The sequence below is a fragment of the Bacillus cihuensis genome (assembly GCF_000504145.1).
Classification (GTDB): Bacteria; Bacillota; Bacilli; order Bacillales; family DSM-1321; genus Peribacillus; species Peribacillus huizhouensis.
The window spans coordinates 1405500-1429431 of record NZ_KI632495.1 but is presented as its reverse complement, the minus strand read 5'-3'; the positions used below and the strand labels follow the sequence as shown (position 1 = coordinate 1429431).

The 23932-nt window shown below is 37.5% G+C and carries 27 protein-coding genes and 2 riboswitches; of the genes, 20 read left to right on the top strand and 7 right to left on the bottom strand.

What is annotated here, in order from left to right:
* Nucleotides 1–37 precede the first annotated feature (37 nt).
* Entirely contained in the window at nt 38–496 is a 459-nt protein-coding gene (locus tag V179_RS29130; RefSeq protein WP_051404945.1) for an endolytic transglycosylase MltG, read from the bottom strand.
* Nucleotides 493–867, bottom strand: a complete 375-nt coding sequence (locus V179_RS0112720) for a hypothetical protein (protein ID WP_028391799.1) — start codon at nt 865–867, stop codon at nt 493–495. Before V179_RS0112720 ends, V179_RS29130 begins: the two co-directional genes overlap by 4 nt.
* A 487-nt stretch (nt 868–1354) precedes the next feature.
* Between V179_RS0112720 and V179_RS0112715 the strand changes: the two genes are divergently transcribed.
* The 5 genes from V179_RS0112715 (at nt 1355) to V179_RS0112695 (ending at nt 5353) form a co-directional block, all read left to right on the top strand.
* On the top strand, nt 1355–1966 hold the full coding sequence (locus V179_RS0112715; protein WP_152534730.1) for a hypothetical protein: 612 nt from the start codon (nt 1355–1357) through the stop codon (nt 1964–1966).
* Nucleotides 1967–2192: 226 nt separating this feature from the next.
* Complete coding sequence (gene rpmG, locus V179_RS0112710) at nt 2193–2342, top strand: 50S ribosomal protein L33 (protein WP_028391797.1); 150 nt, start codon at nt 2193–2195, stop codon at nt 2340–2342.
* A 222-nt stretch (nt 2343–2564) separates the two neighbouring features.
* Nucleotides 2565–3134: a 5-formyltetrahydrofolate cyclo-ligase gene (locus V179_RS0112705; protein WP_028391796.1), complete on the top strand. Its 570-nt coding sequence runs from the start codon at nt 2565–2567 to the stop codon at nt 3132–3134.
* Nucleotides 3135–3346: 212 nt separating this feature from the next.
* Nucleotides 3347–3550, top strand: a complete 204-nt coding sequence (locus V179_RS0112700; RefSeq protein WP_028391795.1) for a hypothetical protein — start codon at nt 3347–3349, stop codon at nt 3548–3550.
* A 255-nt stretch (nt 3551–3805) separates the two neighbouring features.
* On the top strand, nt 3806–5353 hold the full coding sequence (locus tag V179_RS0112695; RefSeq protein WP_152534729.1) for a rhomboid family protein: 1548 nt from the start codon (nt 3806–3808) through the stop codon (nt 5351–5353).
* Between the two features lie 183 nt (nt 5354–5536).
* On the opposite strand, the gene V179_RS0112690 is transcribed toward V179_RS0112695, so the two are convergent.
* Nucleotides 5537–6400 carry a hypothetical protein gene (locus V179_RS0112690; protein WP_028391793.1) on the bottom strand — a complete coding sequence of 288 codons (864 nt, stop codon included), beginning with the start codon at nt 6398–6400 and terminating at the stop codon, nt 5537–5539.
* Nucleotides 6401–6748: 348 nt separating this feature from the next.
* On the opposite strand from V179_RS0112690, the gene V179_RS0112685 reads away from it, so the two are divergent.
* The 3 genes from V179_RS0112685 to V179_RS0112675 all read left to right on the top strand — a co-directional run bounded on the left by V179_RS0112685 (nt 6749) and on the right by V179_RS0112675 (nt 9586).
* On the top strand, nt 6749–6946 hold the full coding sequence (locus V179_RS0112685) for a YqgQ family protein (protein ID WP_028391792.1): 198 nt from the start codon (nt 6749–6751) through the stop codon (nt 6944–6946).
* 50 nt (nt 6947–6996) lie between these two features.
* Nucleotides 6997–7965 (top strand): ROK family glucokinase, encoded by a 969-nt coding sequence (locus tag V179_RS0112680; protein WP_034301116.1) that lies wholly within the window; start codon nt 6997–6999, stop codon nt 7963–7965.
* Nucleotides 7966–8392: 427 nt separating this feature from the next.
* Nucleotides 8393–9586, top strand: coding sequence for a YqgU-like beta propeller domain-containing protein (locus tag V179_RS0112675; protein WP_028391790.1), 1194 nt, complete (start codon nt 8393–8395; stop codon nt 9584–9586).
* Nucleotides 9587–9681: 95 nt separating this feature from the next.
* Here the strand turns inward: V179_RS0112675 and V179_RS30065 are convergent, their stop codons facing one another.
* Nucleotides 9682–9858, bottom strand: a complete 177-nt coding sequence (locus V179_RS30065; protein ID WP_028391789.1) for a DUF2759 family protein — start codon at nt 9856–9858, stop codon at nt 9682–9684.
* 510 nt (nt 9859–10368) lie between these two features.
* Between V179_RS30065 and V179_RS0112665 the strand changes: the two genes are divergently transcribed.
* On the top strand, nt 10369–11001 hold the full coding sequence (locus V179_RS0112665) for an MBL fold metallo-hydrolase (protein WP_028391788.1): 633 nt from the start codon (nt 10369–10371) through the stop codon (nt 10999–11001).
* A 181-nt stretch (nt 11002–11182) separates the two neighbouring features.
* Here the strand turns inward: V179_RS0112665 and V179_RS0112660 are convergent, their stop codons facing one another.
* On the bottom strand, nt 11183–11428 hold the full coding sequence (locus V179_RS0112660; protein WP_028391787.1) for a DUF2626 domain-containing protein: 246 nt from the start codon (nt 11426–11428) through the stop codon (nt 11183–11185).
* 434 nt (nt 11429–11862) lie between these two features.
* Between V179_RS0112660 and comGA the strand changes: the two genes are divergently transcribed.
* The 8 genes from comGA (at nt 11863) to V179_RS30060 (ending at nt 16084) form a co-directional block, all read left to right on the top strand.
* Nucleotides 11863–12933 (top strand): competence type IV pilus ATPase ComGA, encoded by a 1071-nt coding sequence (gene comGA / locus V179_RS0112655; protein ID WP_028391786.1) that lies wholly within the window; start codon nt 11863–11865, stop codon nt 12931–12933.
* The gene (gene comGB, locus V179_RS0112650; protein ID WP_028391785.1) at nt 12920–13951 is read left to right on the top strand and encodes a competence type IV pilus assembly protein ComGB; all 1032 of its coding nucleotides are present in this window, start codon (nt 12920–12922) and stop codon (nt 13949–13951) included. The genes comGA and comGB overlap by 14 nt, the downstream gene beginning before the upstream one ends.
* 13 nt (nt 13952–13964) lie before the next feature.
* Nucleotides 13965–14279 (top strand): competence type IV pilus major pilin ComGC, encoded by a 315-nt coding sequence (comGC, locus tag V179_RS0112645; RefSeq protein ID WP_028391784.1) that lies wholly within the window; start codon nt 13965–13967, stop codon nt 14277–14279.
* Nucleotides 14269–14727: a competence type IV pilus minor pilin ComGD gene (comGD, locus tag V179_RS29125; protein WP_028391783.1), complete on the top strand. Its 459-nt coding sequence runs from the start codon at nt 14269–14271 to the stop codon at nt 14725–14727. The genes comGC and comGD overlap by 11 nt, the downstream gene beginning before the upstream one ends.
* Nucleotides 14714–15034 carry a hypothetical protein gene (locus V179_RS0112635; RefSeq protein ID WP_028391782.1) on the top strand — a complete coding sequence of 107 codons (321 nt, stop codon included), beginning with the start codon at nt 14714–14716 and terminating at the stop codon, nt 15032–15034. Before comGD ends, V179_RS0112635 begins: the two co-directional genes overlap by 14 nt.
* Nucleotides 15006–15467 carry a competence type IV pilus minor pilin ComGF gene (gene comGF, locus V179_RS29120; RefSeq protein WP_051404944.1) on the top strand — a complete coding sequence of 154 codons (462 nt, stop codon included), beginning with the start codon at nt 15006–15008 and terminating at the stop codon, nt 15465–15467. The genes V179_RS0112635 and comGF overlap by 29 nt, the downstream gene beginning before the upstream one ends.
* On the top strand, nt 15454–15834 hold the full coding sequence (comGG, locus tag V179_RS0112625; RefSeq protein ID WP_028391781.1) for a competence type IV pilus minor pilin ComGG: 381 nt from the start codon (nt 15454–15456) through the stop codon (nt 15832–15834). The genes comGF and comGG overlap by 14 nt, the downstream gene beginning before the upstream one ends.
* A 73-nt stretch (nt 15835–15907) precedes the next feature.
* On the top strand, nt 15908–16084 hold the full coding sequence (locus V179_RS30060) for a YqzE family protein (protein WP_084552337.1): 177 nt from the start codon (nt 15908–15910) through the stop codon (nt 16082–16084).
* 139 nt (nt 16085–16223) lie between these two features.
* On the opposite strand, the gene V179_RS0112615 is transcribed toward V179_RS30060, so the two are convergent.
* Both V179_RS0112615 and V179_RS0112610 read right to left on the bottom strand, forming a co-directional pair.
* On the bottom strand, nt 16224–17018 hold the full coding sequence (locus tag V179_RS0112615; RefSeq protein WP_028391780.1) for a YqhG family protein: 795 nt from the start codon (nt 17016–17018) through the stop codon (nt 16224–16226).
* The gene (locus V179_RS0112610; RefSeq protein WP_028391779.1) at nt 16996–18681 is read right to left on the bottom strand and encodes a DEAD/DEAH box helicase; all 1686 of its coding nucleotides are present in this window, start codon (nt 18679–18681) and stop codon (nt 16996–16998) included. The genes V179_RS0112615 and V179_RS0112610 overlap by 23 nt, the downstream gene beginning before the upstream one ends.
* 341 nt (nt 18682–19022) lie before the next feature.
* A riboswitch (glycine riboswitch) is annotated at nt 19023–19110 on the top strand.
* A gap of 3 nt (nt 19111–19113) precedes the next feature.
* Nucleotides 19114–19199: riboswitch (glycine riboswitch) on the top strand.
* A 63-nt stretch (nt 19200–19262) separates the two neighbouring features.
* Here V179_RS0112610 and gcvT point away from each other — a divergent pair.
* The 3 genes from gcvT to gcvPB are packed head-to-tail and all read left to right on the top strand — an operon-like array spanning nt 19263 to nt 23182.
* The gene (gene gcvT / locus V179_RS0112600) at nt 19263–20369 is read left to right on the top strand and encodes a glycine cleavage system aminomethyltransferase GcvT (protein WP_028391777.1); all 1107 of its coding nucleotides are present in this window, start codon (nt 19263–19265) and stop codon (nt 20367–20369) included.
* Nucleotides 20370–20382: 13 nt separating this feature from the next.
* Nucleotides 20383–21732, top strand: a complete 1350-nt coding sequence (gene gcvPA, locus V179_RS0112595; RefSeq protein ID WP_028391776.1) for an aminomethyl-transferring glycine dehydrogenase subunit GcvPA — start codon at nt 20383–20385, stop codon at nt 21730–21732.
* Entirely contained in the window at nt 21725–23182 is a 1458-nt protein-coding gene (gcvPB, locus tag V179_RS0112590) for an aminomethyl-transferring glycine dehydrogenase subunit GcvPB (RefSeq protein WP_028391775.1), read from the top strand. The genes gcvPA and gcvPB overlap by 8 nt, the downstream gene beginning before the upstream one ends.
* The last annotated feature ends 750 nt before the right edge of the window (nt 23183–23932 follow it).

The window sequence follows — 23932 nt, the reverse complement described above, 5'->3', positions numbered from 1 at the left end:
AAAAGAGGATGTAACGACATCCTCTTTTTTGTATTCACTATTCAGTCAGCTTTTTAACAATTTCCGTAATTTCCATATTAGGTGTAAATGTATATTGTCCGATTTGAATACGTTTGATTAATTGATTTTCTTTTAAGTATTGGAGAAACACTACACCATTTTCAAGGATACCCTCTTTTTCTAGTACTTCAGCTATTTTCTCAGGTGTCATCCCAGATTCTACGATTAACGTATAAGTAATAGTGGAAGGTTTCTCTATTGATTCAGGTTCAGCTTTAGATATAGGCTTACTAACCTGTTCGGGCTTGCTTACAAGTTCTTTTTGGTCAGATTCAGCAGTCTGGATTTTGTAACCGCTTTGTTCGACGATTCTTATAGCTTCATCAACTGTTAGATGGGTATTCTTTTCAACAGGGAGTACATATGAATAGCCTCCAACAAAAGCAGAAGTGAATATGATTCCTGCTGCAAATGCTCGAATTGTAGATTTATTCATGTTTTGATCCTCGCTTTTGTTGCTTCTTCAATGACAGTGATGACCGTATCCATTGATAAGGTAGATTGTTTGGCTATTTGCTCAAGAGATACTCCTTGGTGATATAGTGAGAGCACCTGGCTTTTAAGAATTTCATTGATCTGTAATACAGTGTTGGTTGGTTGTTGTACTGCATACGATGAAGGAGTTTCTTGAATAAGTAGTTCTTCTTCCAATATTTTTATTTTCTTTTTAATTTGATACATTTCTTGCATATGCGTAATGGCCATTTGTTCCATTTCTTCTTCAAGTTTTACATGATCTTTTTTGAAGAAGGAAATTAGTAAAAGAATAATCGAAAATGTAAAAAGACCAATTAGTAGATATTCCATACGTTCACCTCAGTATTTATTAATTGGGTCATTTGTTTGTTTAATTATCCTGATATCTCGATAAATAGACCATTCATTGAGCAAAGGATGCTGTTCAAGGACGGTAAAAACAAAGGGAATTGGCGTTAACCGTTCAGTCACTTTTCTTAATTTACCACATTTTTTTGCAAATTTGGGCAAGTTTCCGAAACATTGAGCATAATAATAAAAAATAAACCGGTATTTGTCTGAAACGTTGTCGAATTCAACTTAAAAAAAACAAAATGCTTTGTTATAGAAAAAATTTTTTACTATTTTACTTAGAAGGAAAAGGAGTCATGAAATTCGACAAAATGCGTTTATTGTACGGAATGCTATTCAGTGCTACCATTAGAGTAATAAAAAACTGATTATTCTAACTATTGAACGGACGCACAGCTTTAAGGTTGTAGGTCTCATTTTGTACTGATAGATTGAAGCGCTTACATTTATTGAAAAGGAGAGAATCATGATGAACACATTATCTGCTTACGAAACATTACCAAAGGGAAATGAGTCATATGGTTTCCAGAAGCAATTAAAAACCGGCATATGGATTGACGGAGAATTTGACTGGTATTCTGAAGAAGAAATGGCTGTCAATTCAGGGGGGAAAATGCGCTCATTGATCCAATCTTTTTCAAAACAGCATATCTCATTTGTGAGATGTACGATAAAAAATACATCTGCTTTTTTAAAATCACCTAAAATGGTATTTCATTATGAAAACATGCGGGATCCTCAAAATGTTGCCTTTTATTGCCCAGGTGAGAAGGCTATCTTACACATTGGCAAAAAGTCAGTCGCCTTGCTTGGTGGGCTTGTAAAAGGAAAGGGAATCTCGCAGTATTGTATTCAAGGGAAAGGAAGCTTGTATCAGTATGGCTGTTTTAAATCGCTTAAAGACGGAATTCTTTCCTATTCACCGCTTGCAAAAGGAGAAGTGAGCAGCATTTTTTCCTTGGAACCGGAAATTCAACCTGATGAATGTATTGAAGCAGTCGCTTGGGTCATCCATACAAAGACGAAAGAGGAAGCATTGTTTATGCATGATCAACTACTCTCTGCACTTCCCGATTAATAATAGTGTTTTGCCCGGGTTTTACAGGCTATAATCCCACACAACAGCTTTTGTTTTGAGAAATAATGAAATAATAGGTGGATGATAAACAACCTATAAATCTCCTGATGGATAGTTGAATTTTATAATGATATTTCTCAAAAAACAGACTAGCATTTGCATAGAAAAAATGCTATTATAGAAAAGTCCTATGTGAAAACGTCAATATGTTTGGAGGGAAATACACATGCGCGTGAATATTACATTAGCTTGCACTGAATGTGGAGATCGTAACTATATTTCTAAAAAAAATAAACGTAACAATCCAGATCGTCTTGAGCTTAAAAAGTACTGCTCAAGAGAAAAACGTTCAACTACACACCGTGAAACAAAGTAAGCAACAGGGTTTTCTCCTGTTGTTTTTTTTATGAAGTAAATGGTTTTGCTATGCAAAACGTAGCACAATACGAAGTTAATTAATTGAAAATTTGAATAGATCTGACAAAAACGAGCGACCTTTTTATCCCGCATTAACAGGCAGAAACATCCCACTGATTGAAGTTTCACTTTATTTATGTTAAGGATTGCATGTTGAAATAATAGAAAGGCAGGGTTATACATGACAAATATTAAGCGAAAAATCCGTGAAGAAATGAAACGTAGATTATCGAGTTTATCTACGATTGAGCATACCCAGTTTTCACGTGATATTGCACAGAACGTATTCGCGTTAAAAGAATGGAAGCAGGCAGAAACGATTGGTATTACTGTAGCGGTTCATCCGGAGCCTGAAACTAAATTTATAATCGAACAAGCTTGGCTCGAAGGAAAACGCGTAGCGGTTCCGAAATGTATACCAAGCAGTAAACAATTAGATTTCAGGTACATAACCAGCTTCTCGGAATTAGAGACGGTTTATTTTGGCTTGCTTGAGCCAGTATTGCAGACGGAGCATGCAAATAAGGAAGACCTCTCTTTATTGGTTGTCCCGGGCTTAGCATTTACTAGACAAGGGTACCGTTTAGGCTTCGGTGGCGGGTACTATGACCGTTTTCTTACTGATTATAAAGGTAAGCTACTGTCACTTGCATTCGAACTTCAGTTAATGGAATACTTGCCAATTGAGGGTCACGATATCCCTGTTGCCCAAATTATCACACCAAATCATGTGTATAGTACGAAGCGTTAATCCAGAGGCACATCCATCAAAAGAGTGTCATTCTATTGAAAGTTAGTCGTGCTGTACTGTTTTAACATCATGCTCGTATGTTTCATTAAAGTGGATATAACGGACATGACTAGGAAGCATAAATGAAGTACACAGCCGTTAGATTTAATACGAACAGTTAAACCGGGATAAAAAATCCCGATTTCGCCACACTAGGAGTAGGAGGGATTATTATGCTTCGAACAATAATGAAAATTGCGATGATTGGCACGGCTGTGTATTTTGGGTATCATTATCGGTACCGCCTGATAAATCTAGTATTAGCCAATTCTTTTTTGCGTAAATTGCTCGTTTCGGGAACATTTGGATCACGTGTTGTGCGTGAAAAGATGATGCAAAGTCTATTTAGTGAAGGGAATGGCTCCAATTATACGTAAGGAAAGTTTTGGGTCTGATTCTGTATCTCCTTAATTTAGAGGAGTGAGGATCAGCCCTTTTTTAGGGGCTAACGGGTTGAATGGCAAACTTTTCGAGAGTAAGAGTCCATCAATCTGATACGATCTAGATTTTTCTAAGTCTTTAGATTTATAAAAAGCATAACAATTCATATATCTATGTTTGTACAATTACAATTAAATCTACTATAGTGAAGAGGAAGGGTAAGCAAGACTACATAAATTAGCAGTAAGAAAGTGGGGAAAGTATTGGGATTTAAGGAGGACTATTTATATTGGTCAATCGTAAAAAAGCTTTCAGTTCAATATCATTATCGAATGGTTACGATATCTGACAATCATCAAGAAATCTGGCTTGAAACAGATAAAGACAAAGTGTTTCCTGTTGTTAGAATCATTCGTCACGATCTTGATTGGGCGAATTGGTTAAAGCGTGATATTGAAAGAGCTACTCTAATAGGTGAACAAATAAGAAAGAAACTGGTTAAAAAGCCGTTGGATGTTTTGAATATTTATATTTCAGCTTTTGAACCTGTAGATGATTATGAATTTATTGACAAGAAAAGGACGGCAAACAAAACGACTGTCACTTCACAAATTGTAAGTACAGCATCCTATTCTGCCAGAATAAATGAGCTTGATACGATGTTTACTAAGTCTCTTTTCATTGAATTATCTCCTGATGAGGAAATCGACGAACAAAAGATTAATAAGATAAAACAGGAAGCACTAGCGGGTTCTGTTCAACAGGCAAAGGAAGAACAACAGCTATTCCAAAGAGGGAAACCTCTATTTACATATTTTTTTATGGCAATTCAGCTTATCATCTTTTTACTTATGGAAATGAATGGCGGTAGTACGGATACAAAAACATTAGTGGATTATGGTGCGAAATATTCTCCTTATATTATGTCTGGGGAATGGTGGCGCTTTTTTACACCGATTGTTGTACATATTGGCTTTATGCATTTATTGATGAATACGATGTCTCTTTATTTTATTGGTACGGAAGTTGAACGGCTTTATGGAAATATCCGTTTCTTGATCATCTATCTCGTTGCAGGTTTTGGAGGATCGTTAGCAAGTTTGATCATCACGCCGTCCCTTTCTGCAGGAGCAAGTGGAGCAATTTTTGGTTGTTTTGGGGCTTTATTATATTTTGGAATAATATACCCGAAGCTATTTTTTAGAACGATGGGTATGAATATCATTATTCTGATTGCTGTTAACTTAGGCTATGGCTTTTCAGTGTCAGGAATTGATAATGCCGGGCATATTGGCGGGTTGATTGGCGGTTTCTTGGCTGCAGGAATCGTTCATCTGCCTAAACATAGACTAAACATTAAACAACTGTTATTTGCGGGAGCTACGATTATCCTTACTTATGGATTACTTCAATACGCCTATAGTGATAGGAATCAATCCATATATTTTGATGAAACGACAGCGAGTCTAGCCCAAGAATATATGACAGCTGGAGAGACTGATAAAGCATCCGATTTGTTAAAGGCTAGTATTGATAAAATGGAAAATCATCCATGGTCATCATTTGTTTTAGGAAATATTGAATTTGAGCGTGGAAATTATCAAGATGCCTCAATCAACTATGAAGAGTCTGTAAAGCAAAAACCGGAATTTCATGAAGCGTATTATTATTTAGGTTTATGCTATTATAAACTGAATCGTATGGAAGAAGCGAAGAAGCAGATTCAAAAAGCGGTTGATCTTTCTCCAAATCAAGAAGAATATCAAAAAATATTGAATTTGTTGAACGAAGCGCCATAAAGTGACCCTACGTATGCAATACGAGGAAACCTGATTGAAAATTATTAGTCCGTGTATTAAAGCTAATCCTTTTAAAAAGTCACAATAGTATCTCTGAAGGGTCTGACCACACACTCTAAATCAGTATGAAGCGTTTCATTCATGTTTGCGGGGTCTGACCCTTCTGTGATTTTGAACCATTTTTTATAAACTTTGACGAAGCAAAATAGGGGTACCGTCACTAGTTTGAAATAGAACGAGAAGCTCGCTGTGATTTTTTGCAACAAGCACAATAGGGACGGTACTGCCAATTGGATTTAGAATGCTACCGTCTTCTTTTTTGATCCCCATAACATAATTTTTATATAACCCTTCCCACAGTTTACCGATTATTTCTTCTCTCTGTTCCGGTGGAAAACTTTTAAGCAGTTCATCGAATCTACTTGCCAGATCCGTTAATGGTAAAGCGATGTAATGATTTTCTAGGATGCCAAATTGTTTTAGTGCGTCAGTATAAGCTGTTTCTACAATCGATTTTGTGTACTTGTCAAACGTATGCTGCCATGCTCTTTGCTCATTATTGCTTGAATCGTGAAACGCTTGAAAGTCCTTTTTGGGAGTGAGTATTGCATAAAGATGATCTTTACTCATTTTTTGCACACTAGTATAGGTGTTTGATTTCGGATGCACTTCTCCGTAATGATAACTAACACTTTCGAAGAGACCACTTTCTTGTTCAGTAAAAGATTTTGTTTGTAATAAATTTGCTTGATTTTGTTTCCAATCCTTTATTATTCCTATTAATCGGCCGTTTTTATATAATAAAGATATATCTTGGCGTAAATAAACCGGCTTAACTAAGGTTGATTCGATTTTCCAGTTTACTTGATATTGAGAGGTACCAGCTTGCCTTGCAAGTAAATTGGTATCAACTGTATTAAATCTGAGGTCTGGATCTATCGGAAAAAAGATAATAGTTTCTTCGACAGATTTTGATCCGAATGAAAAGAATGCAGCTAATAGAGCTGTTACTAATATAATGGCTGTATGCTTCCATTCAATTTTCATCGTTCACCTCCAAAAGATCACGGTACTCCATCTTATGAATTTAGATGGACAACTATGAAAAAAGATTTTGTTTTTCAAAGATAAAACATCCATGAGGGCCTGCTCTAAAAACCCATCGATAAAGTGAAACTTCAATCAGTGGGGGCTTACTGCTCATTAATGCAGGATAAAAAGGTTCCAGTTATATAAACTGTATCACTTTATGAAGGCGGCGGTGTGGAGTTGAATTTGCGAAGTACCGCCCCTTTTCCGAAAAAACGCTTTCACTTGTTGGTTAATCATGCATTCGCTATACTTTTAATAGAATTTAAATAAAGCTAAGTAAAGCAACTTTAGAAAGGGGAATTCATGAAAACAATATATGATATTAAAACATACTTAAAAAGATTTGGAACGTTCATCTATACGGGTGACAGAATCGCAGATCTTGAATTAATGGAAGTAGAAATTCGAGAAATGTATAAGTTAGGTATGATGGAACCTAAAGAATTTCAGATGGCTATTTTGTTGTTACGGCAGGAGATTCAGGCTGAGAATGAGAAGTAGTCAAGTTGATGCATAAAAATATTCAATATTAAAAATAGAAGGTGACTAAAATGGATAAATGGTTAATGGGCGTGGATTTGGGTGGAACTACAACAAAACTCGCAATTATTAATATGTACGGAGAAATGCTTCATAAATGGGAAATTGCCACTGATATTTCAGATAGTGGTCAACGTATTACTACTAATATAGCCAAAGCGATTGATGATAAATTAGCGGAATTAGGCGAGTCTAAAAGTAAGTTGCTGGGTGTTGGTATGGGGGCACCAGGCCCTGTTAATGCTGCTAATGGCTCAATCTATGAAGCTATTAATCTTGGTTGGAACAACTACCCGTTAAAGGACTTGTTGGAGGCGGAAACCTTATTACCAGCTGTTATTGATAATGATGCAAATATCGCGGCTCTCGGTGAAATGTGGAAAGGTGCTGGGAATGGGGCAAAAGATATCGTCTGTGTGACACTTGGAACGGGCGTTGGTGGTGGCGTCATTGCAAATGGTTTAATGGTTCATGGTGTAAGCGGTGCAGGCGGAGAATTGGGGCATATTACAGTTGTGCCGGACGCAGGTGCTCCTTGTAACTGCGGTAAAACAGGCTGTCTTGAAACGGTAGCTTCTGCCACAGGAATCGTTCGATTGGCAAAAGAAGCTTTGGAAAAAACAGACGAACCTTCCTTACTACAAGAAAAGATATTTGGTGGTGAGAGCTTGTCATCGAAGCTACTTTTCACATGTGCGGAACAAGGAGATGCGATATCACTAAAGGTTATTCAACAAGTTAGTCAGTACTTAGGCCTTGCATTAGCACAAGCAGGTAATATCTTGAATCCAGAAAAGATTGTAATTGGCGGAGGTGTTTCTAAAGCAGGTGATTTACTGCTTAAGCCAGTACGGGAATATTTCGAACTGTACGCATTTAAACGTGTTCGCAAATCGACAACCATTAGTTTGGCTACACTTGGAAATGATGCAGGTGTCATCGGCGCCGCATGGCTTGTGAAAAAACAATTTGCTAATTAAACACTTTAGATAAATTATGACAATAAACGGATGTTCCAAAACGGTCAGTCGAAGCATTTACTATCCAGTTTATCGACATTTAAACTGGATGTAGTCCTTGTAAGAGCTGGCCTTTTATTTTGGGACATCTTTTTGTATGAGGACATGGGGTTCAGGATTTCGCAACTTATTAATAAGCCTTCTATTTAGCAAGTATACTTATTTTTATAGAAAACATCTTGAAATCTGGCTTCGCTCCGCAACCATTGTGATTAGGTGAGTGTAGCGTGCTATTTGATTGGTCCTTCATGATAAATGGTGGCGTTTTAACGCAATATTTGTTTTGTACGTAAGTTAATAAAAATTTATTTTTGTGACAGTTTTTAGGGGCTTTCGTAGATATTTTGTTTTATAATGAATATCTATACCGTTAGTAAAAATAGGAGGTGTGGAGGTTGAAAAGTTTTTTAGGCCAGTAGCTTATCAATTGCTGCAGCCAAGATTTGTGGCAAATCGTTTAAACATTCGTTTAATCTTATGTATCATCTCCACTTTCCTTCTCCTATCGGCTTGTGAGGCCACGAATAATGAAGAAACACTGAAACCGGAAAAAGACTTAGAAAACCCCATCGCCGTTAAAGACAATGACGAGATACCAGAATTTCTAATCGACTCTCATGAACAGATTGAAAAAGTGTATGGTTGGCTGGATTCTTCCACCATTCTTTATGCGTCAAAACTTGATGAAAGCGATTCGTTGCAATTAATGAGTTGGAATTTTAAGACTCAGGAAAAGCTCGTTTTTTATTTACCTACCGATGATATTGTGGACGTTAGTATTAGTCCGGATCATTCATATGTGCTCGTTCGTTTAGCTCCGTTAGCCAATAAAGCAATAATTGAAGTTTTGAATCATGACGGCACGAAAGCTTTTTCAGCTTCAGTTCCATCCATTGAATTAGCGTATGAATGGAATATTCATGACCCAGGTGTATTGTTTCTTTCTAGTTTTTTTGAAGATTGGTCATTTCGAACATACATCGTCAATACGAAAGAACAAAAGATTGAAGCGATAGAGTTTCCACAGCCCTTTGTGAAGTGGGGAAGTAAGGAAGAATTGCTGTATCTTGATTGGAATGAAGATGAGCCCAATTTAAAAGCGCCGCTGATGAAGAAGAATCTTTATACTAAGCAACGGGAAAGTATCATGCTTGATGTAATTTACTTTTCTAGAACAGCACATACATTAATGACCATTCAAGATCAAAGTGAGAACTATGATAAAGCTACGTATAGCTTTTTTAATGATGAAAACAAACTTATATCTAGTTTTTCAGCTCCTCATTTAAAGAACTATTCAAATTGGCTGATTCCTTACTTTGATATGAGAGAAGAATCTTCTCAGTTTATATCTTTCATACCGGAAAAAGCTGCGAATGTTGGACAATATGCTGGGGGATTTTCTTTACAGGTATTCAACTGGAAAACGGAAAAAGAAGAAGTGATTCTCACTAAAGCAAAGAATGAACCAATAAGCTGTTCACCGAATGGCAATTGGTGCCTATATGGGAATCAATTTGAAAAAATCATTAATTTGAATAATAAAACAGTAAAGCATTTATTCCGCATTAACGGGCAGTAAGTCCTCTGCTGATTGAAGTTTCACTATATTTGAAATAAGCTAAGAAAAAAGAGACCGCCGGATTGGCAGCCTCTTTTTTCTTACGCTTTAATTGATCAGTGTACAAGTGTTGGAAAGCCGTTATTAACTAGAGTCATTACGGCAAACCAGCCAAATACGGCAGTACTTCCTCCAGCAAACAAAATTGCTAGAATGTTTTTATCTTTAAATGCACGAAGTGTAGCAGCTAGTCCTAGTAACGCGACTAGAGCGAAAATAATTACTAATCCCATGTTTTAGCCCCCTTTGTTCTTAATCTTTGCTTACCTAAATGTACCCAAAGATTAGCTAATGAACTTTAGAATATGTAATTTTGATTGCATATATTAACATTTTAATGTTTTTTTGGATGTTTGTCGAGGTTAAAAAATGAACCTTGTTTGCAAGTTCATAACGGGTTTACTTGTGGGGGAAAAAACATGGCAATTTGTTTGGCGCAATCGCAAGTTTTTCACCACTTAATTTGCGGGTTAATTTATATTTGTTATTTCATTTATGTTCTTCAATATATTAAGTGCGCACTATAAATGACATCACACTCATACCTATAATTATTTTAAGCCATTAGAATTCCAGTATGTTTTGATTGTTGTATCTTTGAATTGATTCCGTCAGTAAGTTAAATAAATGGTTTTATTTTTTCAAAAATGATAGGTTTAAAACGGTACAGCTTACTCGTGAATCTACTATTAATTGTGTAAAATGAATAATACGTATTGTGATTAGAATAGGAGTGGAAGATATTGAAGTGGAATCAGATTCCTTTAGGACCGTTACAAACAAATTGTTATGTAATGGAAAAAGCAGAAAAGTGTGTGATTGTTGATCCTGGTGGAGAAGGCAATAAATTAATTCAGTACATCCAGACGAAACAATGGCAACCCATTGCGATTTTATTAACACATGCTCATTTTGACCATATCGGGGCTGTGGATGTTATCAGAGAGTATTACCAGATTCCCGTATATTTACATGAAAAAGAAGCAAAATGGCTGGCGGATGCATCACTAAATGGCTCACAATCATTTACACCAGCGCATCCAATCGAAATAAAACCAGCAGATCAAATGATTACTAAAGAATTTGACTTATTGCTCGGTGAATTCAATTTTACTGTATTGGAAACGCCAGGACATTCACCAGGAAGTGTTTCCTATTATTTACGAGATGAAGGGATGATTTTCTCAGGGGATGTCCTTTTCCAACAAAGCGTAGGCCGAACAGATCTAAGAGGTGGCAATGAACAGCAATTGCTGAGAAGCATTCACGATAAGCTATTAACCTTGCCGGAGGATACGATTGTCTTGCCTGGACATGGACCGATTACGAATATTGCTGATGAAATGGATCAAAACCCATTTCTGAATGGATTTTAAAATAAAGAGAAATTTCAAACTGTAGGGGGCTTTTTGCTCTAGTGCGATAAAAAGAGAGTTCCCAAATAAAAAAGGGTCAGACCCCCACTTTTACTATATATCGTTTATTTGTCGTGTAATGACATAATAAACGGTGTATAGAGTGTGAGGTATGACCCTTGGCCCCTTTGCTATGTAGCACTTAATGTGCTGCCCCGCCCACAGGCAGTAAAAATACTGTGTAATAGCTGTATCCAACGAAGAAAACGGTTAAATAAGCGCCAAACACATAGATATACATACGCTCTGAAAGACGAAGATAACTTAAAAGTACAAAAAAACCAGTTTGCCCGAAGAAAAGTAAAGATAATCCATACATGTCTCCAAGGTAGAAAAAGATTGCCATAATGGCTGTCCAAAAACCTAGAACGCGATACATACGATCCACTTTAATACCCCCTTTAATTCCCAATGATGGTTACATCTAACGTAATTATAGAATAGTTGCTCACGACCTGTAAAGCTTAGTTTGTAAACACTACCAAATATGTGTTGGTTGGAAGGTTTACAACAAATAGGAATTACTCGCTTGTTCTGCCAATGCTACAATCATTTGATGTAATCTGTTTAGCATATTCCTTTTTGGGTCATTTTTCTCTCAACATTTGGTCCAATGTCTTATTTAATTTGCCCATTATTATATATGGAAATTCTTTTGGTAGTAAAAGAGTCAGCAAGTCATACAATTCAATCAAGCCCAATCAGATAAAGCCACATAGCAACAACATTTGCCAAAAATAATTAAAAAGTTTTATTTTTTAGAAGGATTTTGCCAAATGGCGTCGAATTGTACAAGTATCCAAAATAGGAGGTGATTTGTAATTGAAATCAATTGAAAAGACAGCTGATGATATTCTTTCGCGGGCTGTCCGTCTAGGAGCATCTGATATTCATATTGTACCTAGAAAAGATGGTCCTCTCATCCAATTCCGTATCGACAACAAGCTATATCCTCAGGAAGTATTAACGAAAGACGAAAGTGAACGCCTCATATCTCATTTGAAATTTCTTGCTTCGATGGATATTGGGGAAAAGAGACGACCACAAAGCGGTGCCATCACAATTGAGATGGAAAACAAAATGATTGGTCTAAGATTATCTACTTTACCCGCCACTTTTTCCGAAAGCCTTGTGATTCGCCTCATTCCCAAGCACAACATTCTCCCTATCGAACATCTTTCCATCTTTAAGAACACCGCTGACAAACTTTCAGCTCTAGTAAAACACTCTCACGGGATGATTATTCTAACTGGACCGACCGGAAGCGGCAAAACGACTACTTTATACTCGCTACTTCACCACGCAAAAGCTATGATGAACCGCAATGTCATCACTTTAGAAGACCCCATTGAAAACGAATCAGAACAAGTCCTGCAAGTACAAATTAATGAAAAAGCCGGCATTACGTATTCCGTAGGCTTAAAGGCAGTTTTGCGGCACGATCCTGATGTGATAATGGTTGGCGAAATTCGTGACGCAGAAACGGCAGAAATCGCTGTGAGGGCGGCTATGACGGGCCATCTCATCTTAACAACGATGCATACAAGGGATGCACAAGGTGCTGTTTATCGACTGCTAGAATTCGGAATTAGTTGGATTGAAATTCAACAAACACTACTAGCTGTGACAGCTCAAAGATTATTAGAACTTCAATGTCCTATTTGTGAAAGAAATGAATGTAAGGGTAAGTGCGGTATTCAAAGAAGAAAAAGAGCGAGTGCCTACGAACTAATTACCGGGAAAGAGCTGTCAGCAGTATTACGAGCAGCCAAAGGAGCAGGTAATGATGTTTCGTATCGGAAATTGAGGAATGAAATCGGCAAAGCAGTTGCATTTGGTTATGTCAATCAAGAAGAATTTACAAGATTGGTGTTTGAATATGAAACGAAGTAATTGGAAAATGAAGGAGCAATCACAATTTCTACTTAAATTAGGAGAGCTTTTAGAATTTGGTTACCCGCTTGCTGAGGCGATCCAATTTCTGATGCTTCAACATAATAAAAAGAAAGAAACGGATTTGCAGCGTTCGATTTCAGCGTTGCGAAGTGGCAATCCCTTTCACAGCGTCTTAACGATGATGAATTTTCATCCTCAACTGGTCCATTTTATTTATTTTTCTGAAGCATATGGAAACCTACCTAAAGCACTTCAGGAAGCAGGGCTGTATTGGGGACAAAGAAATGATGACATTGAGAAACTAAAAAAAATCTTTCTGTACCCGTTTTTCCTTATTTTCTTTGTAACGCTTGTATTTTATATGATGAAAACTGTGCTTCTACCAAAAATTCAACTACTCTTTCAAACGATGAATGCAGATGAAACGTTGTTGTTACAAGTCATCCTTGTATTCGTGAATTTTTTAGATTTGCTTCCTTACTTCCTCGTTTTTGCGATTATTGTCTATTTGCTACTTCACTCCTTCTATTTGAAGAAACTCTCACCCTTCAAACGCCAAAATTTGCTATTAAGAATTCCCCTTGTTGGCACTTTTATAAAATTGTATGAAACCCATTTTTTCGCAAGCCAGTTAAGTGGCCTATTAGCAGGTGGTTTGTCTATTAATGAAAGTATTACTCTATTCGCAAGAAGTGGAGTCCAGCCTTTTTATCATGATATTTGTCAATTAATAAAAAATGAATTAACAGAAGGGAAGCCACTTGACGCCATTTTTCGCGATCTGCCCTATTTTGAAAAGAGATTGGGGGTCATTACTGCAAATGGGCAGAAGTCTGGAAGGCTTGAGCAAGAATTATATATGTATAGCAGGTTTATTTTAGATCAAGCGGAAGAGAAGATGAAGGGATTGATGCAGATCATTCAGCCAACCTTATTTTCGCTCATTGGTCTTGTGATTGTTTCCATTTATTTGGCGGTTTTATTACCAATGTTTTCACTTATGAAAGGACTTTAAGGAGGAAGAAAGCATGAATGAAAGAGGTTTTACACTTATTGAAATGTTGATTGTACTATTTGTTATTTCCATCTTACTAATCATTACCATCCCTAACATTTTGAAAAATCAAAACTCCATTCAGTCGAAAGGCTGTGATGCTTATGTGAAAATGGCTCAAAGTCAGGTACAGGCGTATCAAATCGATCATAATACACTACCGAATAGTTTAGCAGAATTGAAAGATGAAGGATATCTGAAAGAGACTTATTGCAAGAAAGAAGGAGATATCGTGATGAATACGGATGGAGAAGTCAGCTTAGTAACTGGAAGTAAAGATGAAGAATGAGTTCCCGAGTACAAGTAACGAACAGGGATATACTCTTTCGGAGATGTTGCTTGTTTTGTCCATTTTTATGTTGATTGTTTCGCTTAGTGTCGGCTTTCTCCCAGGCTTTTCAAAAAGTATGGAGAATCGGCTCTTCATGGATCAGCTGATGGATGATTTGCATTATGTTCAGCATTATGCAATGACTCATAATAGGAAAACGATTTTTTCGATTGATTTGAAAAACAAAGAATACTATGGAAGTACTGAGTATAAAAAGAAAAGACTTGTTCAGCGCTCGATTCCAAATGATATTAAAATCGAAAAAGGGAGTATGAATTTAGAAATTTCTTTTTATCAAAAAGGAGCACCTAATTTGTCAGGCACTTGGCTGATTCGGACAAAGCACTCAGTGCATACACTTACTATTTATCTTGGGTCAGGAAGGATGAAAATTGAGAAACTCTAACGGGTATATCTTTCTAGAAACAATGGTTGCTTTTGTTATTTGCTTAATAATCGTCGGTACAATTTTGCCTATCGTCCATGAAATCAAGAATGATCGTGCAAATCTGAAAAATAGATCTGTTGCTCTTCATCATCTTTATGAAAAATTGGCCTCCTATCTTGACAGTGATGAAGGAGTGTCAACTGAAATAACGGACGAGTACCGTTTCAATTGGAAGAATGCGGACGGATCGGCAAAGCTAATGGGTTGTATAGAATATAAAAATGTAGAGGGTTCATATGAAGCGATTTGTGATTCAGTGGAATAATCGAGGGTTTACACTCATCGAGATGCTGCTATCTTTGTCAGTGTTTATCCTGATTGCTGCAATGATTGTTCAGCTCTATGTTGTAGTAGGGAAAGAAGTTCAGCAAGATAAACGGCTAAATCAAATGGAGTGGGAAATTTTTCTGCATCAAATTAAGGAAGAACTTTGGCGATCTAGCAGTCAGACGATAGCAAATGGTAGTATTTATCTTGTTGTAGGAGAAGATATTGTCAGTATAGAAAAATATAATCATATTTTACGAAGGCGAGTGAATCATACGGGACATCAAATCATGCTGCAAAACGTCTCTAGTTTTCATTGTAGGGTAGAAGGATATAAGCTGATTATATCTGTAACAGATTTAATAGGCGATACGTATACAACGGTGCTGAGGCCCTTTGTGACAAGTGGATTTGAACATGTTCAAGAATGAGAAAGGGGCAGTGCTGCCTGTCACACTAGTTGTAGCTACGGTTTTGATTGTTTTCACTTTCTATGGCGTAGAAAAATTCAAAATTGAAAAAATGTTTTATAAAGATGTTGAAAATGGTTTAGTACTTGATCATCTTCTGTTGTTGGCCATTCATGAGGTTCCAAGCTTGGTCGTAGATGACCATATGAATGAGGGAGTCCTTCATTATCTGAATGGGACTGTTGAATATGTGGTAATCAGCAGGGAAGAGCGTTATCTTTCGATTAAATTATCGGTATTAACAACGCAAGATCTAATAAGGAAAGTGACGATCCTTTATGACAAACAGGAAGCAAAGATATTGGAATGGGTAGAAGTATTTACTTAATGCGAATAAAGTAGTTTTGATCTCTTGCATAATTAAATCTGACTCTGTCCATACTGAAAACTAGGTGATGTCTATGTCTACAAATGATTATATTAAGTATTTAACCCAGCAATTCGTCACATACTTCGAAGTTCCGAAATCTGTTCGAAAAGAACAACGCAAACATAAAAAAGAAAATAGACCAACATTTCTGAGTCAATGGTTTGGAATTATCCCTTTTGCAATAAGCATGCTATTAAAAAGAAAATAAACGAAAAAGGTTGTCCTATTAGGGTCTGTTCTCATTCTCTATATATTGTTTATCGTGCTATGGATATATCATATAAACAAAATATAGTAGTTGAGGAGTCTTGACCTTTATGGTACAACCTCTTTTCGTTTCAAGAAAACTAAATCGCTTGGTTGGATAAGTAAAATAATCCGCCATTGACAATAGAAATGGTAATATTCGGTTCATAACGATTTTGTAATGCTTCCTTTTCGGTATAGTAGCTCTCAGCTTTGTCTTCCATATCTTGATAAAAATTTTCAAGTAACCGTAAATCATCTTCCCATCGCTCAATTGCTCTTTCAGCCCAAGTATGATCATCTCCTTCAAATGTTCGCCGAATATATGAATCAAGTCTGAGCAGACCGCTTTTTGGTTTGATGAGCGGCGATAAGGTAAATGAGTAATCTGGAATTTTCGGAGTTACTTGTATTTGTAAAAGTTTTTCATGAAACTGTTCAACGATTTCTCCTGTGATTAAATTTAAGCCTGCAGACAACAGGATATCCTTCTTGCGATCACTTTGATAGGATATTTTTGCATTGATAGAAAGCCATGGATATAAAGGATTTTGAGCAGGACCTGACTGGATAATTTCCTCGTATAAGCGGATAAATCCGGCAAGCTTTTTCGTAGACGCAAAAATCTGATGAAGTCGTTGTGAACCGAAATGGATCAATTCTCCTTTTAAGTCAGCAGGTGCCTGCTGCGGATCTGTTATAAGAGTGAGCTGAGATGGGTTGGGAACGCCACCGGTTTTTTCAAGGTAGTGCCAGTAAAAGGGACGATTCATCAATTCCTTATCGAGTTCAATTGTTAACTGAATTGTTAAATATGCAGGGTGATTTTCTATGATTTCACAATGATTCGCTTTGAAATAGGTGAGCAAAAAATCATGAATTTCCTGTTGCTGCATGAAGATTTCCCTCCTTCATTTCTTGGGCAAATTGAATCATGGACGAAAGATTATCCATTTTGATTTTCATCTCCCCTTCTGATTTTGATCCTTCTACTACATCCACTAAGTAATCTTCAATATTGCCGATATCTAATTTTGTTAAAATATCATCTAACTCGCCAATTACTTTTTCAAATAAATGAATTTTTTCATAGAGAAGTTTCAAAATATGTTCTTCCACTGTATTTTCTGTAGCGAAATTATAAATCATGACATCTTCCGTTTGACCGAGCCGATGTACCCTGCCTATTCGTTGCTCGAGACGCATCGGATTCCATGGTAAGTCAAAGTTGATTAGATGATGACAAAATTGTAGGTTGATTCCTTCACCGCCGGCTTCTGTGGCAATCAGTACTTGAATTTTATTTTGAAAAAGCTCTTTCATCCAATCTTTTTTACCACGTTTAAATCCGCCGCGAAAAGGCACTGAGCTTATGCCGTTTTGCTGTAAAAACCATTGTAAATAAAGTTGTGTAGCTCGGTATTCCGTAAAAATAATGACTTTATCATTGATTTTCTGTATTAATTCCAATGCCTTCTCTGCCTTTGAATTGCGTTCAACCTGCTTTGCTGTTTCAAAGAGACTATTCAACTTTTCTATGAATTCAGGTGCAGGATTTTCATGTTTTTGAGACATGTTTTTTAAAGTGGTAAAGACCGCTTCTTTGCTACTGCAAGCTTCTCTTTGGAGGGTTAGGCTGGAAAATGAACTTCCTGCTCCTTCAGAATGCGGTCGGAATGCAGTTATAGCATCATATAATGCCTGCTCATTAGGTGAAAACTTAATAATAATTGTTTCAACATGTCGTTTTGTCCACTCGATTCCAGTATCAGCACGGCGATTTCGAATCATGACCGTGTTCACTAGCTTCTTTAGGTGCTCATCTTCATAAATCGTCCGACCTTTTCCTTTATACTTCTCTGAAAAAAGAGCAGCATTCCCTAAATGTCCGGGCTTAAGAAGGGAAACAAGATGGAAGATTTCTTCTACCTTATTTTGAATGGGTGTTGCGGTTAACAATAGGCAGAATTTCTTTTTTAAACTTTGAACAAATTCATAGTTTTTCGTTTTATTATTTTTTAATTTATGGGCCTCGTCAATAATGATTAAATCGTATTCTTGTTTAAAAATGATGTCTCTATGTGGGTTACGCTTTGCTGTATCAATTGATGATACGATGCAATCACATGAATCCCATACATAGCTCTTTCTCTGAACAACAGCGGGAATATGAAATTTTGTATTTAACTCGAATGCCCATTGTGAAACGAGTGAAGCTGGAACGAGAATGAGTACTTTTTTTACTAGACCGCGAATCATATATTCTTTAATGATTAAACCGGCCTCGATTGTTTTCCCAAGCCCTACTTCATCAGCCAAAATCGCTTTGCCATTCATATTCTCGACAACTTGTCGGGCGGCTTCAAGCTGATGAGGAAGTGGTGTTAGCTGATTAAGGTGATGAGGTGCTTGCAATCCTTCAAATTCTGGAATGGCCAGATGTTTTTCCGCTTGAACGGCAAGCTTATACAGTTCCCAATTCGCCCAGGGACCATCATTCTCCACTTTATCTAAAAATTCTTCTGACCATTCATCATCAAATGTGATTTGAATTTGCATAAACAATGCTCCTTTCTAAACAATTAAAGGTTAAATACGAACGTTAATAGGATAAAATATAATAAAAGTTAGGATTTTACGAAAAATGATTGCGATTCAAGCATTATTAATGGTAGTATGAACGTAAGTGTTAAATTTTGAAATTTTCTATCAATAAATATAATTTTTAATTGAAAGAATCCCACTGTTTTATTACTATAGTAATAACGGTATTCTAAGTGTTTGGCGGAAGTAGCCTCATTTACTGCGAATTAAAAAAATGTGTAAAGTCGGCAAAGACCATTTTTATGGTGCAACCCTTATTTACATAGTATGTGCAAAAAAGATAATATTATATGCGGATGAAGGCTGGGGGAGAGACTACAATTGTAGCGCCGAAGGAGCAAGCTTAGCAGCGAATCTCTCAGGCAAAAGAACCCTTGTTGGACGCAACTCTGGAGAGTGTCTAGAAGCAGAAGCTTTTAAGACCACCAAAGGGGAAAGCCTTTTTAGGTAAACTTTCAGGTTTCAGGACAGAGAAAAAGCTTCTAAGGGGCTACTCTGTCTTTTTTTATGCCCTAAAAAATGTGAGGAGGCGTAGTATGACTGAATTAAAAAGGACGCCATTATTTACGATCTATGCAGATTATAGTGGTAAAACGATTGACTTTGGTGGCTGGGAGCTGCCAGTCCAATTTTCTGGCATTAAAGAAGAACATGAAGCAGTACGAACAAAGGCAGGCTTGTTCGATGTTTCTCATATGGGAGAGTTTGTTGTAAAAGGAAAAGGAAGCACTGACTTTTTACAAAGAATGATTACGAACGATCTTCTCAAGCTTGATGTGGGGCATGCGCAATATGCCGCATTGTGCTATGAAAATGGCGGTGTTGTCGATGATTTAATTATTTATAAGAAAGCGGAAGATGACTATTTATTAGTTGTGAATGCTGGCAATATCGAGAAGGATTACAATTGGCTGCACGAACACTTGATTGAAGATGTTGAACTGACAAATATCTCAAATGAAGTAGCTTTGCTTGCTCTTCAAGGCCCTGCGGCTGAAAAAATCCTTCAGAAATTAGCTGTAAACACGAATTTGAGTGAGATTGACTTTTTTACTTTCAAAGAAAATGTGGAACTTAATGGAGTCTTGGCTCTCGTTTCACGCACAGGGTATACGGGGGAAGATGGCTTTGAAATGTATTGTAAAAACGAAGACGCAAAAACTCTCTGGAAAGCGATTCTTGAAGCAGGTAAGGATGAAGGCGTTCTACCAATCGGTCTAGGTGCTCGTGATACGCTCCGGTTCGAGGCGAAGCTTCCGTTATATGGTCAAGAGTTGTCACCTGATATTTCGCCTATTGAAGCGGGAATTGGTTTTGCTGTCAAAGTTGACAAAGAGGCTGATTTCATTGGTAAGTCTGTTCTTTCTAAGCAAAAAGAACAAGGTGCACCTCGTAAGCTCGTCGGCATCGAAATGATCGAACGCGGCATACCACGTCATGGCTATTCTGTTTACTACGGTTCTGAATTGATTGGCGAAGTGACAACTGGGACACAATCGCCCACATTGAAGAAAAACGTCGGTCTTGCCTTATTGAAAAAAGAGTATACAGGGATTGGAACAGAAGTTGAAGTTGAAATTCGTTCCAAACGTGTGAAAGCGGTAGTGGCTAAGACACCATTTTATAAACGACCAAGAGGATGAGGGGGAGAAAATCATGACTAAACATCGCTATCTACCGATGACTGACAAAGATCAAAATGAAATGTTAGATGCAATTGGTGTTTCTAGTATAGATGAGCTATTCAGTGATATTCCACAGAGTGTACGTTTCCAAGGTGAATACAAGATTAAACCTGCTAAATCAGAACCCGCTCTTTTAAAAGAGCTTACTAAATTGGCTGGGAAAAACGCTGATGCAAAGCGGTATGCTTCATTTCTAGGTGCTGGTGTGTACGATCATTATCAACCAATTATCGTCGACCATGTGATTTCTCGATCTGAATTTTATACAGCGTATACTCCATATCAGCCGGAGATTTCTCAAGGGGAGCTTCAAGCAATCTTTGAATTTCAAACGATGATTTGTGAATTGACTGGCATGGATGTTGCCAATTCTTCTATGTATGATGGTGGAACTGCTCTTGCTGAGGCAGCGATGTTAAGCAGTGGACATACAAGACGTAAGAAAATCTTGATTTCTAACACGGTTCATCCTGAGTCTCGTGATGTTGTTACGTCATATGCGAAGGGACAGCGAGTTGAAGTGGTGGAAATACCTCATCGTGATGGCGTAACCGATTTGGATGCACTAAAAGAGTTAATCAGCGATGATATTGCGGGAGTCATCATTCAATATCCAAATTTCTTTGGACGCATTGAACCTTTGAAAGAGATTGAAAAAATCGTTCATGAACAAAAGTCGATGTTTATTGTTTCAAGTAACCCATTAGCGTTAGGTGCCCTAACGCCACCTGGAAAACTAGGTGCTGATATCGTTACTGGGGATGCTCAACCATTTGGAATTCCTGCGGCATTTGGCGGACCACACTGCGGCTATTTTGCAGTTACAAATAAATTAATGCGTAAAGTTCCAGGTAGACTTGTCGGGCAGACCGTTGATGAGGATGGCAAACGTGGTTTTGTATTGACACTTCAAGCTCGAGAACAACATATTCGTCGTGATAAAGCGACTTCCAATATTTGTTCAAACCAGGCGCTAAATGCTCTCGCTGCCTCTGTTGCTATGACGGCACTCGGTAAAAAGGGTGTAAAGGAAATGGCTATACAAAATATTCAAAAAGCTCATTATGCGAAAACAGCCTTACAAGCTAAAGGAATCGAAGTCGTGTTCGAAGGACCTTCTTTTAACGAATTCGTGATAAAACTTCCAAGATCATATCGGGAAATTAATGATCAATTGTTTGCAAAAGATATGATTGGCGGTTATCATCTAGGTTTAACTTACCCAGAACTGCAAGATCATATGCTTGTGGCCGTAACAGAGTTGAGAACAAAAGAAGAAATTGATGCATTTGTACAAGAATTGGGGGATAGCCATGAATAATCAGGATCAACCATTAGTTTTTGAAATGAGTACCGAAGGACGCATCGGTTATAGCCTACCGGAAATGGACGTAGAAGCGATCTCGCTTGAAGAGTTGCTTCCAACTGACTATATCCGCATTGAGGAAGCAGAATTACCAGAAGTATCTGAGCTTGATATTATGCGTCACTATACGGCTCTTTCGAATCGTAACCATGGTGTGGATTCAGGTTTTTATCCACTCGGTTCTTGTACGATGAAATATAATCCGAAAATTAACGAAAATGTAGCTCGAATTGCCGGTTTCGCTCATATTCACCCGCTTCAAGATGCCAGCACTGTGCAAGGTGCACTTGAGCTAATGTATGATCTTCAAGAACATCTTGTGGAAATTACGGGCATGGATCAAGTCACACTACAACCTGCCGCAGGGGCACACGGTGAGTGGACTGGATTAATGATGATTCGTGCTTACCATGAGGCAAACGGAGATACGAAACGTACGAAAGTCATTGTCCCAGACTCTGCCCATGGAACGAATCCTGCTTCTGCAACTGTTGCTGGGTTTGAAACGATCACAGTCAAATCGGATGAATTCGGTTTGGTTGATCTTGAAGATTTAAAACGCGTAGTAGGTGACGATACAGCTGCGTTAATGTTAACGAATCCTAATACATTAGGATTGTTCGAAGAGAATATTTTAGAAATGGCAAAAGTTGTCCATGATGCAGGTGGTAAACTGTATTATGACGGAGCAAACTTAAATGCTGTACTTTCCAAAGCACGTCCTGGTGATATGGGCTTTGATGTTGTGCATTTAAATCTACACAAAACGTTCACCGGGCCACATGGCGGCGGTGGCCCTGGTTCTGGACCAGTTGGCGTAAAGCAAGACTTAATCCCATACTTGCCTAAACCTGTTCTTGTAAAAAAAGATGGTCAATATATGTTTGAAAATGATGTACCTCAATCGATTGGACGCGTTAAGCCTTTCTATGGCAATTTCGGCATTAATGTTAGAGCCTACACATATATCCGCTCAATGGGGCCGGATGGCTTGAAGGCCGTGACAGAGAATGCGGTTCTAAATGCAAATTATATGATGAGAAGGCTCGCTGAGTACTATGACCTTCCATACGATAAGCACTGTAAGCATGAATTCGTATTAAGCGGCAGACGCCAAAAGAAACTAGGCGTGCGGACCCTTGATATTGCTAAAAGGTTGCTTGATTTCGGTTATCATCCGCCTACGATTTATTTCCCATTGAATGTTGAGGAATGTATCATGATCGAACCAACTGAAACAGAATCGAAAGAAACCTTAGATTCTTTCATAGAGGCGATGATCCAAATTGCTAAGGAAGCGGAAGAGAATCCAGAAATCGTTCAAGAAGCGCCACATACAACAGTAATTAAACGTCTAGATGAAACACTAGCAGCTCGTAAACCAATATTACGTTATCAATCATAACTGTAAAAAGGAGGGTCAGACCTCACACTCTATACACCGTTTATCGTGTCATGTTCACGTTATAAACGATAGATAGTAGATGTGGGGGTACTGACCCTTTTATGTTTCTAGAGGCAGATTTGGGTGCCATACTCGTAGCTTTTGGTGTTAAACCCTGACTGTATAGTGTATAAAGTTCGGATTTTCATAAAATTAACCAAAGGTATTAGTGTAATTGTGTTAATGTTTATTTGTAAGTAGCCTCTATTTCTTGTAGTACTGTCTCATGATAAAGAGGTAGTTTAACAAAATCACAATGATTGTCATACTGCTTTAAAAATTCTACATATTTATTTAAGGCAAGGCTGTTTTCACATACTTTGTTACTTTTCAATAATATTTAAACTAACAACCTGGTTTGATTTCCGTTGCAGGTACTCGCTTTCCGCGGGCGGTCTCAGAAGCCTCCTCAGTGCTTTGCACTTGCGGGGTCTCCCTCAATACGCTTTTCTAAGCAGGAGTCTCGCACCTTCCACTACAATCAACATCTGCTCAAATTTTTTTTGCTAATAACAACAATCTTTACGAGAAGAGCATCAGAAAAAACGGAACTTTTTGACTTTGAAATGTTTTTCTGTATATAAAAGCGAAGAAAAATAGAAAAGTTGTTCTTATTCCAATTCTAATCATCATTGAATACTCTAAGCATATCACCTATGCATTATCTTTATAATTTACCCAACATTTTTTTATAAATGGGGCGTCCTTCAC

Coding starts and splice junctions, on each gene's coding strand:
- V179_RS29130 (WP_051404945.1), bottom strand. CDS start 496: ATGAATAAATCTACAATTCGAGCATTTGCAGCAGGAATCATATTCACT.
- V179_RS0112720 (WP_028391799.1), bottom strand. CDS start 867: ATGGAATATCTACTAATTGGTCTTTTTACATTTTCGATTATTCTTTTA.
- V179_RS0112715 (WP_152534730.1), top strand. CDS start 1,355: ATGATGAACACATTATCTGCTTACGAAACATTACCAAAGGGAAATGAG.
- rpmG (WP_028391797.1), top strand. CDS start 2,193: ATGCGCGTGAATATTACATTAGCTTGCACTGAATGTGGAGATCGTAAC.
- V179_RS0112705 (WP_028391796.1), top strand. CDS start 2,565: ATGACAAATATTAAGCGAAAAATCCGTGAAGAAATGAAACGTAGATTA.
- V179_RS0112700 (WP_028391795.1), top strand. CDS start 3,347: ATGCTTCGAACAATAATGAAAATTGCGATGATTGGCACGGCTGTGTAT.
- V179_RS0112690 (WP_028391793.1), bottom strand. CDS start 6,400: ATGAAAATTGAATGGAAGCATACAGCCATTATATTAGTAACAGCTCTA.
- V179_RS0112685 (WP_028391792.1), top strand. CDS start 6,749: ATGAAAACAATATATGATATTAAAACATACTTAAAAAGATTTGGAACG.
- V179_RS0112680 (WP_034301116.1), top strand. CDS start 6,997: ATGGATAAATGGTTAATGGGCGTGGATTTGGGTGGAACTACAACAAAA.
- V179_RS30065 (WP_028391789.1), bottom strand. CDS start 9,858: ATGGGATTAGTAATTATTTTCGCTCTAGTCGCGTTACTAGGACTAGCT.
- comGB (WP_028391785.1), top strand. CDS start 12,920: ATGAAACGAAGTAATTGGAAAATGAAGGAGCAATCACAATTTCTACTT.
- comGC (WP_028391784.1), top strand. CDS start 13,965: ATGAATGAAAGAGGTTTTACACTTATTGAAATGTTGATTGTACTATTT.
- comGD (WP_028391783.1), top strand. CDS start 14,269: ATGAAGAATGAGTTCCCGAGTACAAGTAACGAACAGGGATATACTCTT.
- comGF (WP_051404944.1), top strand. CDS start 15,006: ATGAAGCGATTTGTGATTCAGTGGAATAATCGAGGGTTTACACTCATC.
- comGG (WP_028391781.1), top strand. CDS start 15,454: ATGTTCAAGAATGAGAAAGGGGCAGTGCTGCCTGTCACACTAGTTGTA.
- V179_RS30060 (WP_084552337.1), top strand. CDS start 15,908: ATGTCTACAAATGATTATATTAAGTATTTAACCCAGCAATTCGTCACA.
- V179_RS0112615 (WP_028391780.1), bottom strand. CDS start 17,018: ATGCAGCAACAGGAAATTCATGATTTTTTGCTCACCTATTTCAAAGCG.
- V179_RS0112610 (WP_028391779.1), bottom strand. CDS start 18,681: ATGCAAATTCAAATCACATTTGATGATGAATGGTCAGAAGAATTTTTA.
- gcvT (WP_028391777.1), top strand. CDS start 19,263: ATGACTGAATTAAAAAGGACGCCATTATTTACGATCTATGCAGATTAT.
- gcvPA (WP_028391776.1), top strand. CDS start 20,383: ATGACTAAACATCGCTATCTACCGATGACTGACAAAGATCAAAATGAA.
- gcvPB (WP_028391775.1), top strand. CDS start 21,725: ATGAATAATCAGGATCAACCATTAGTTTTTGAAATGAGTACCGAAGGA.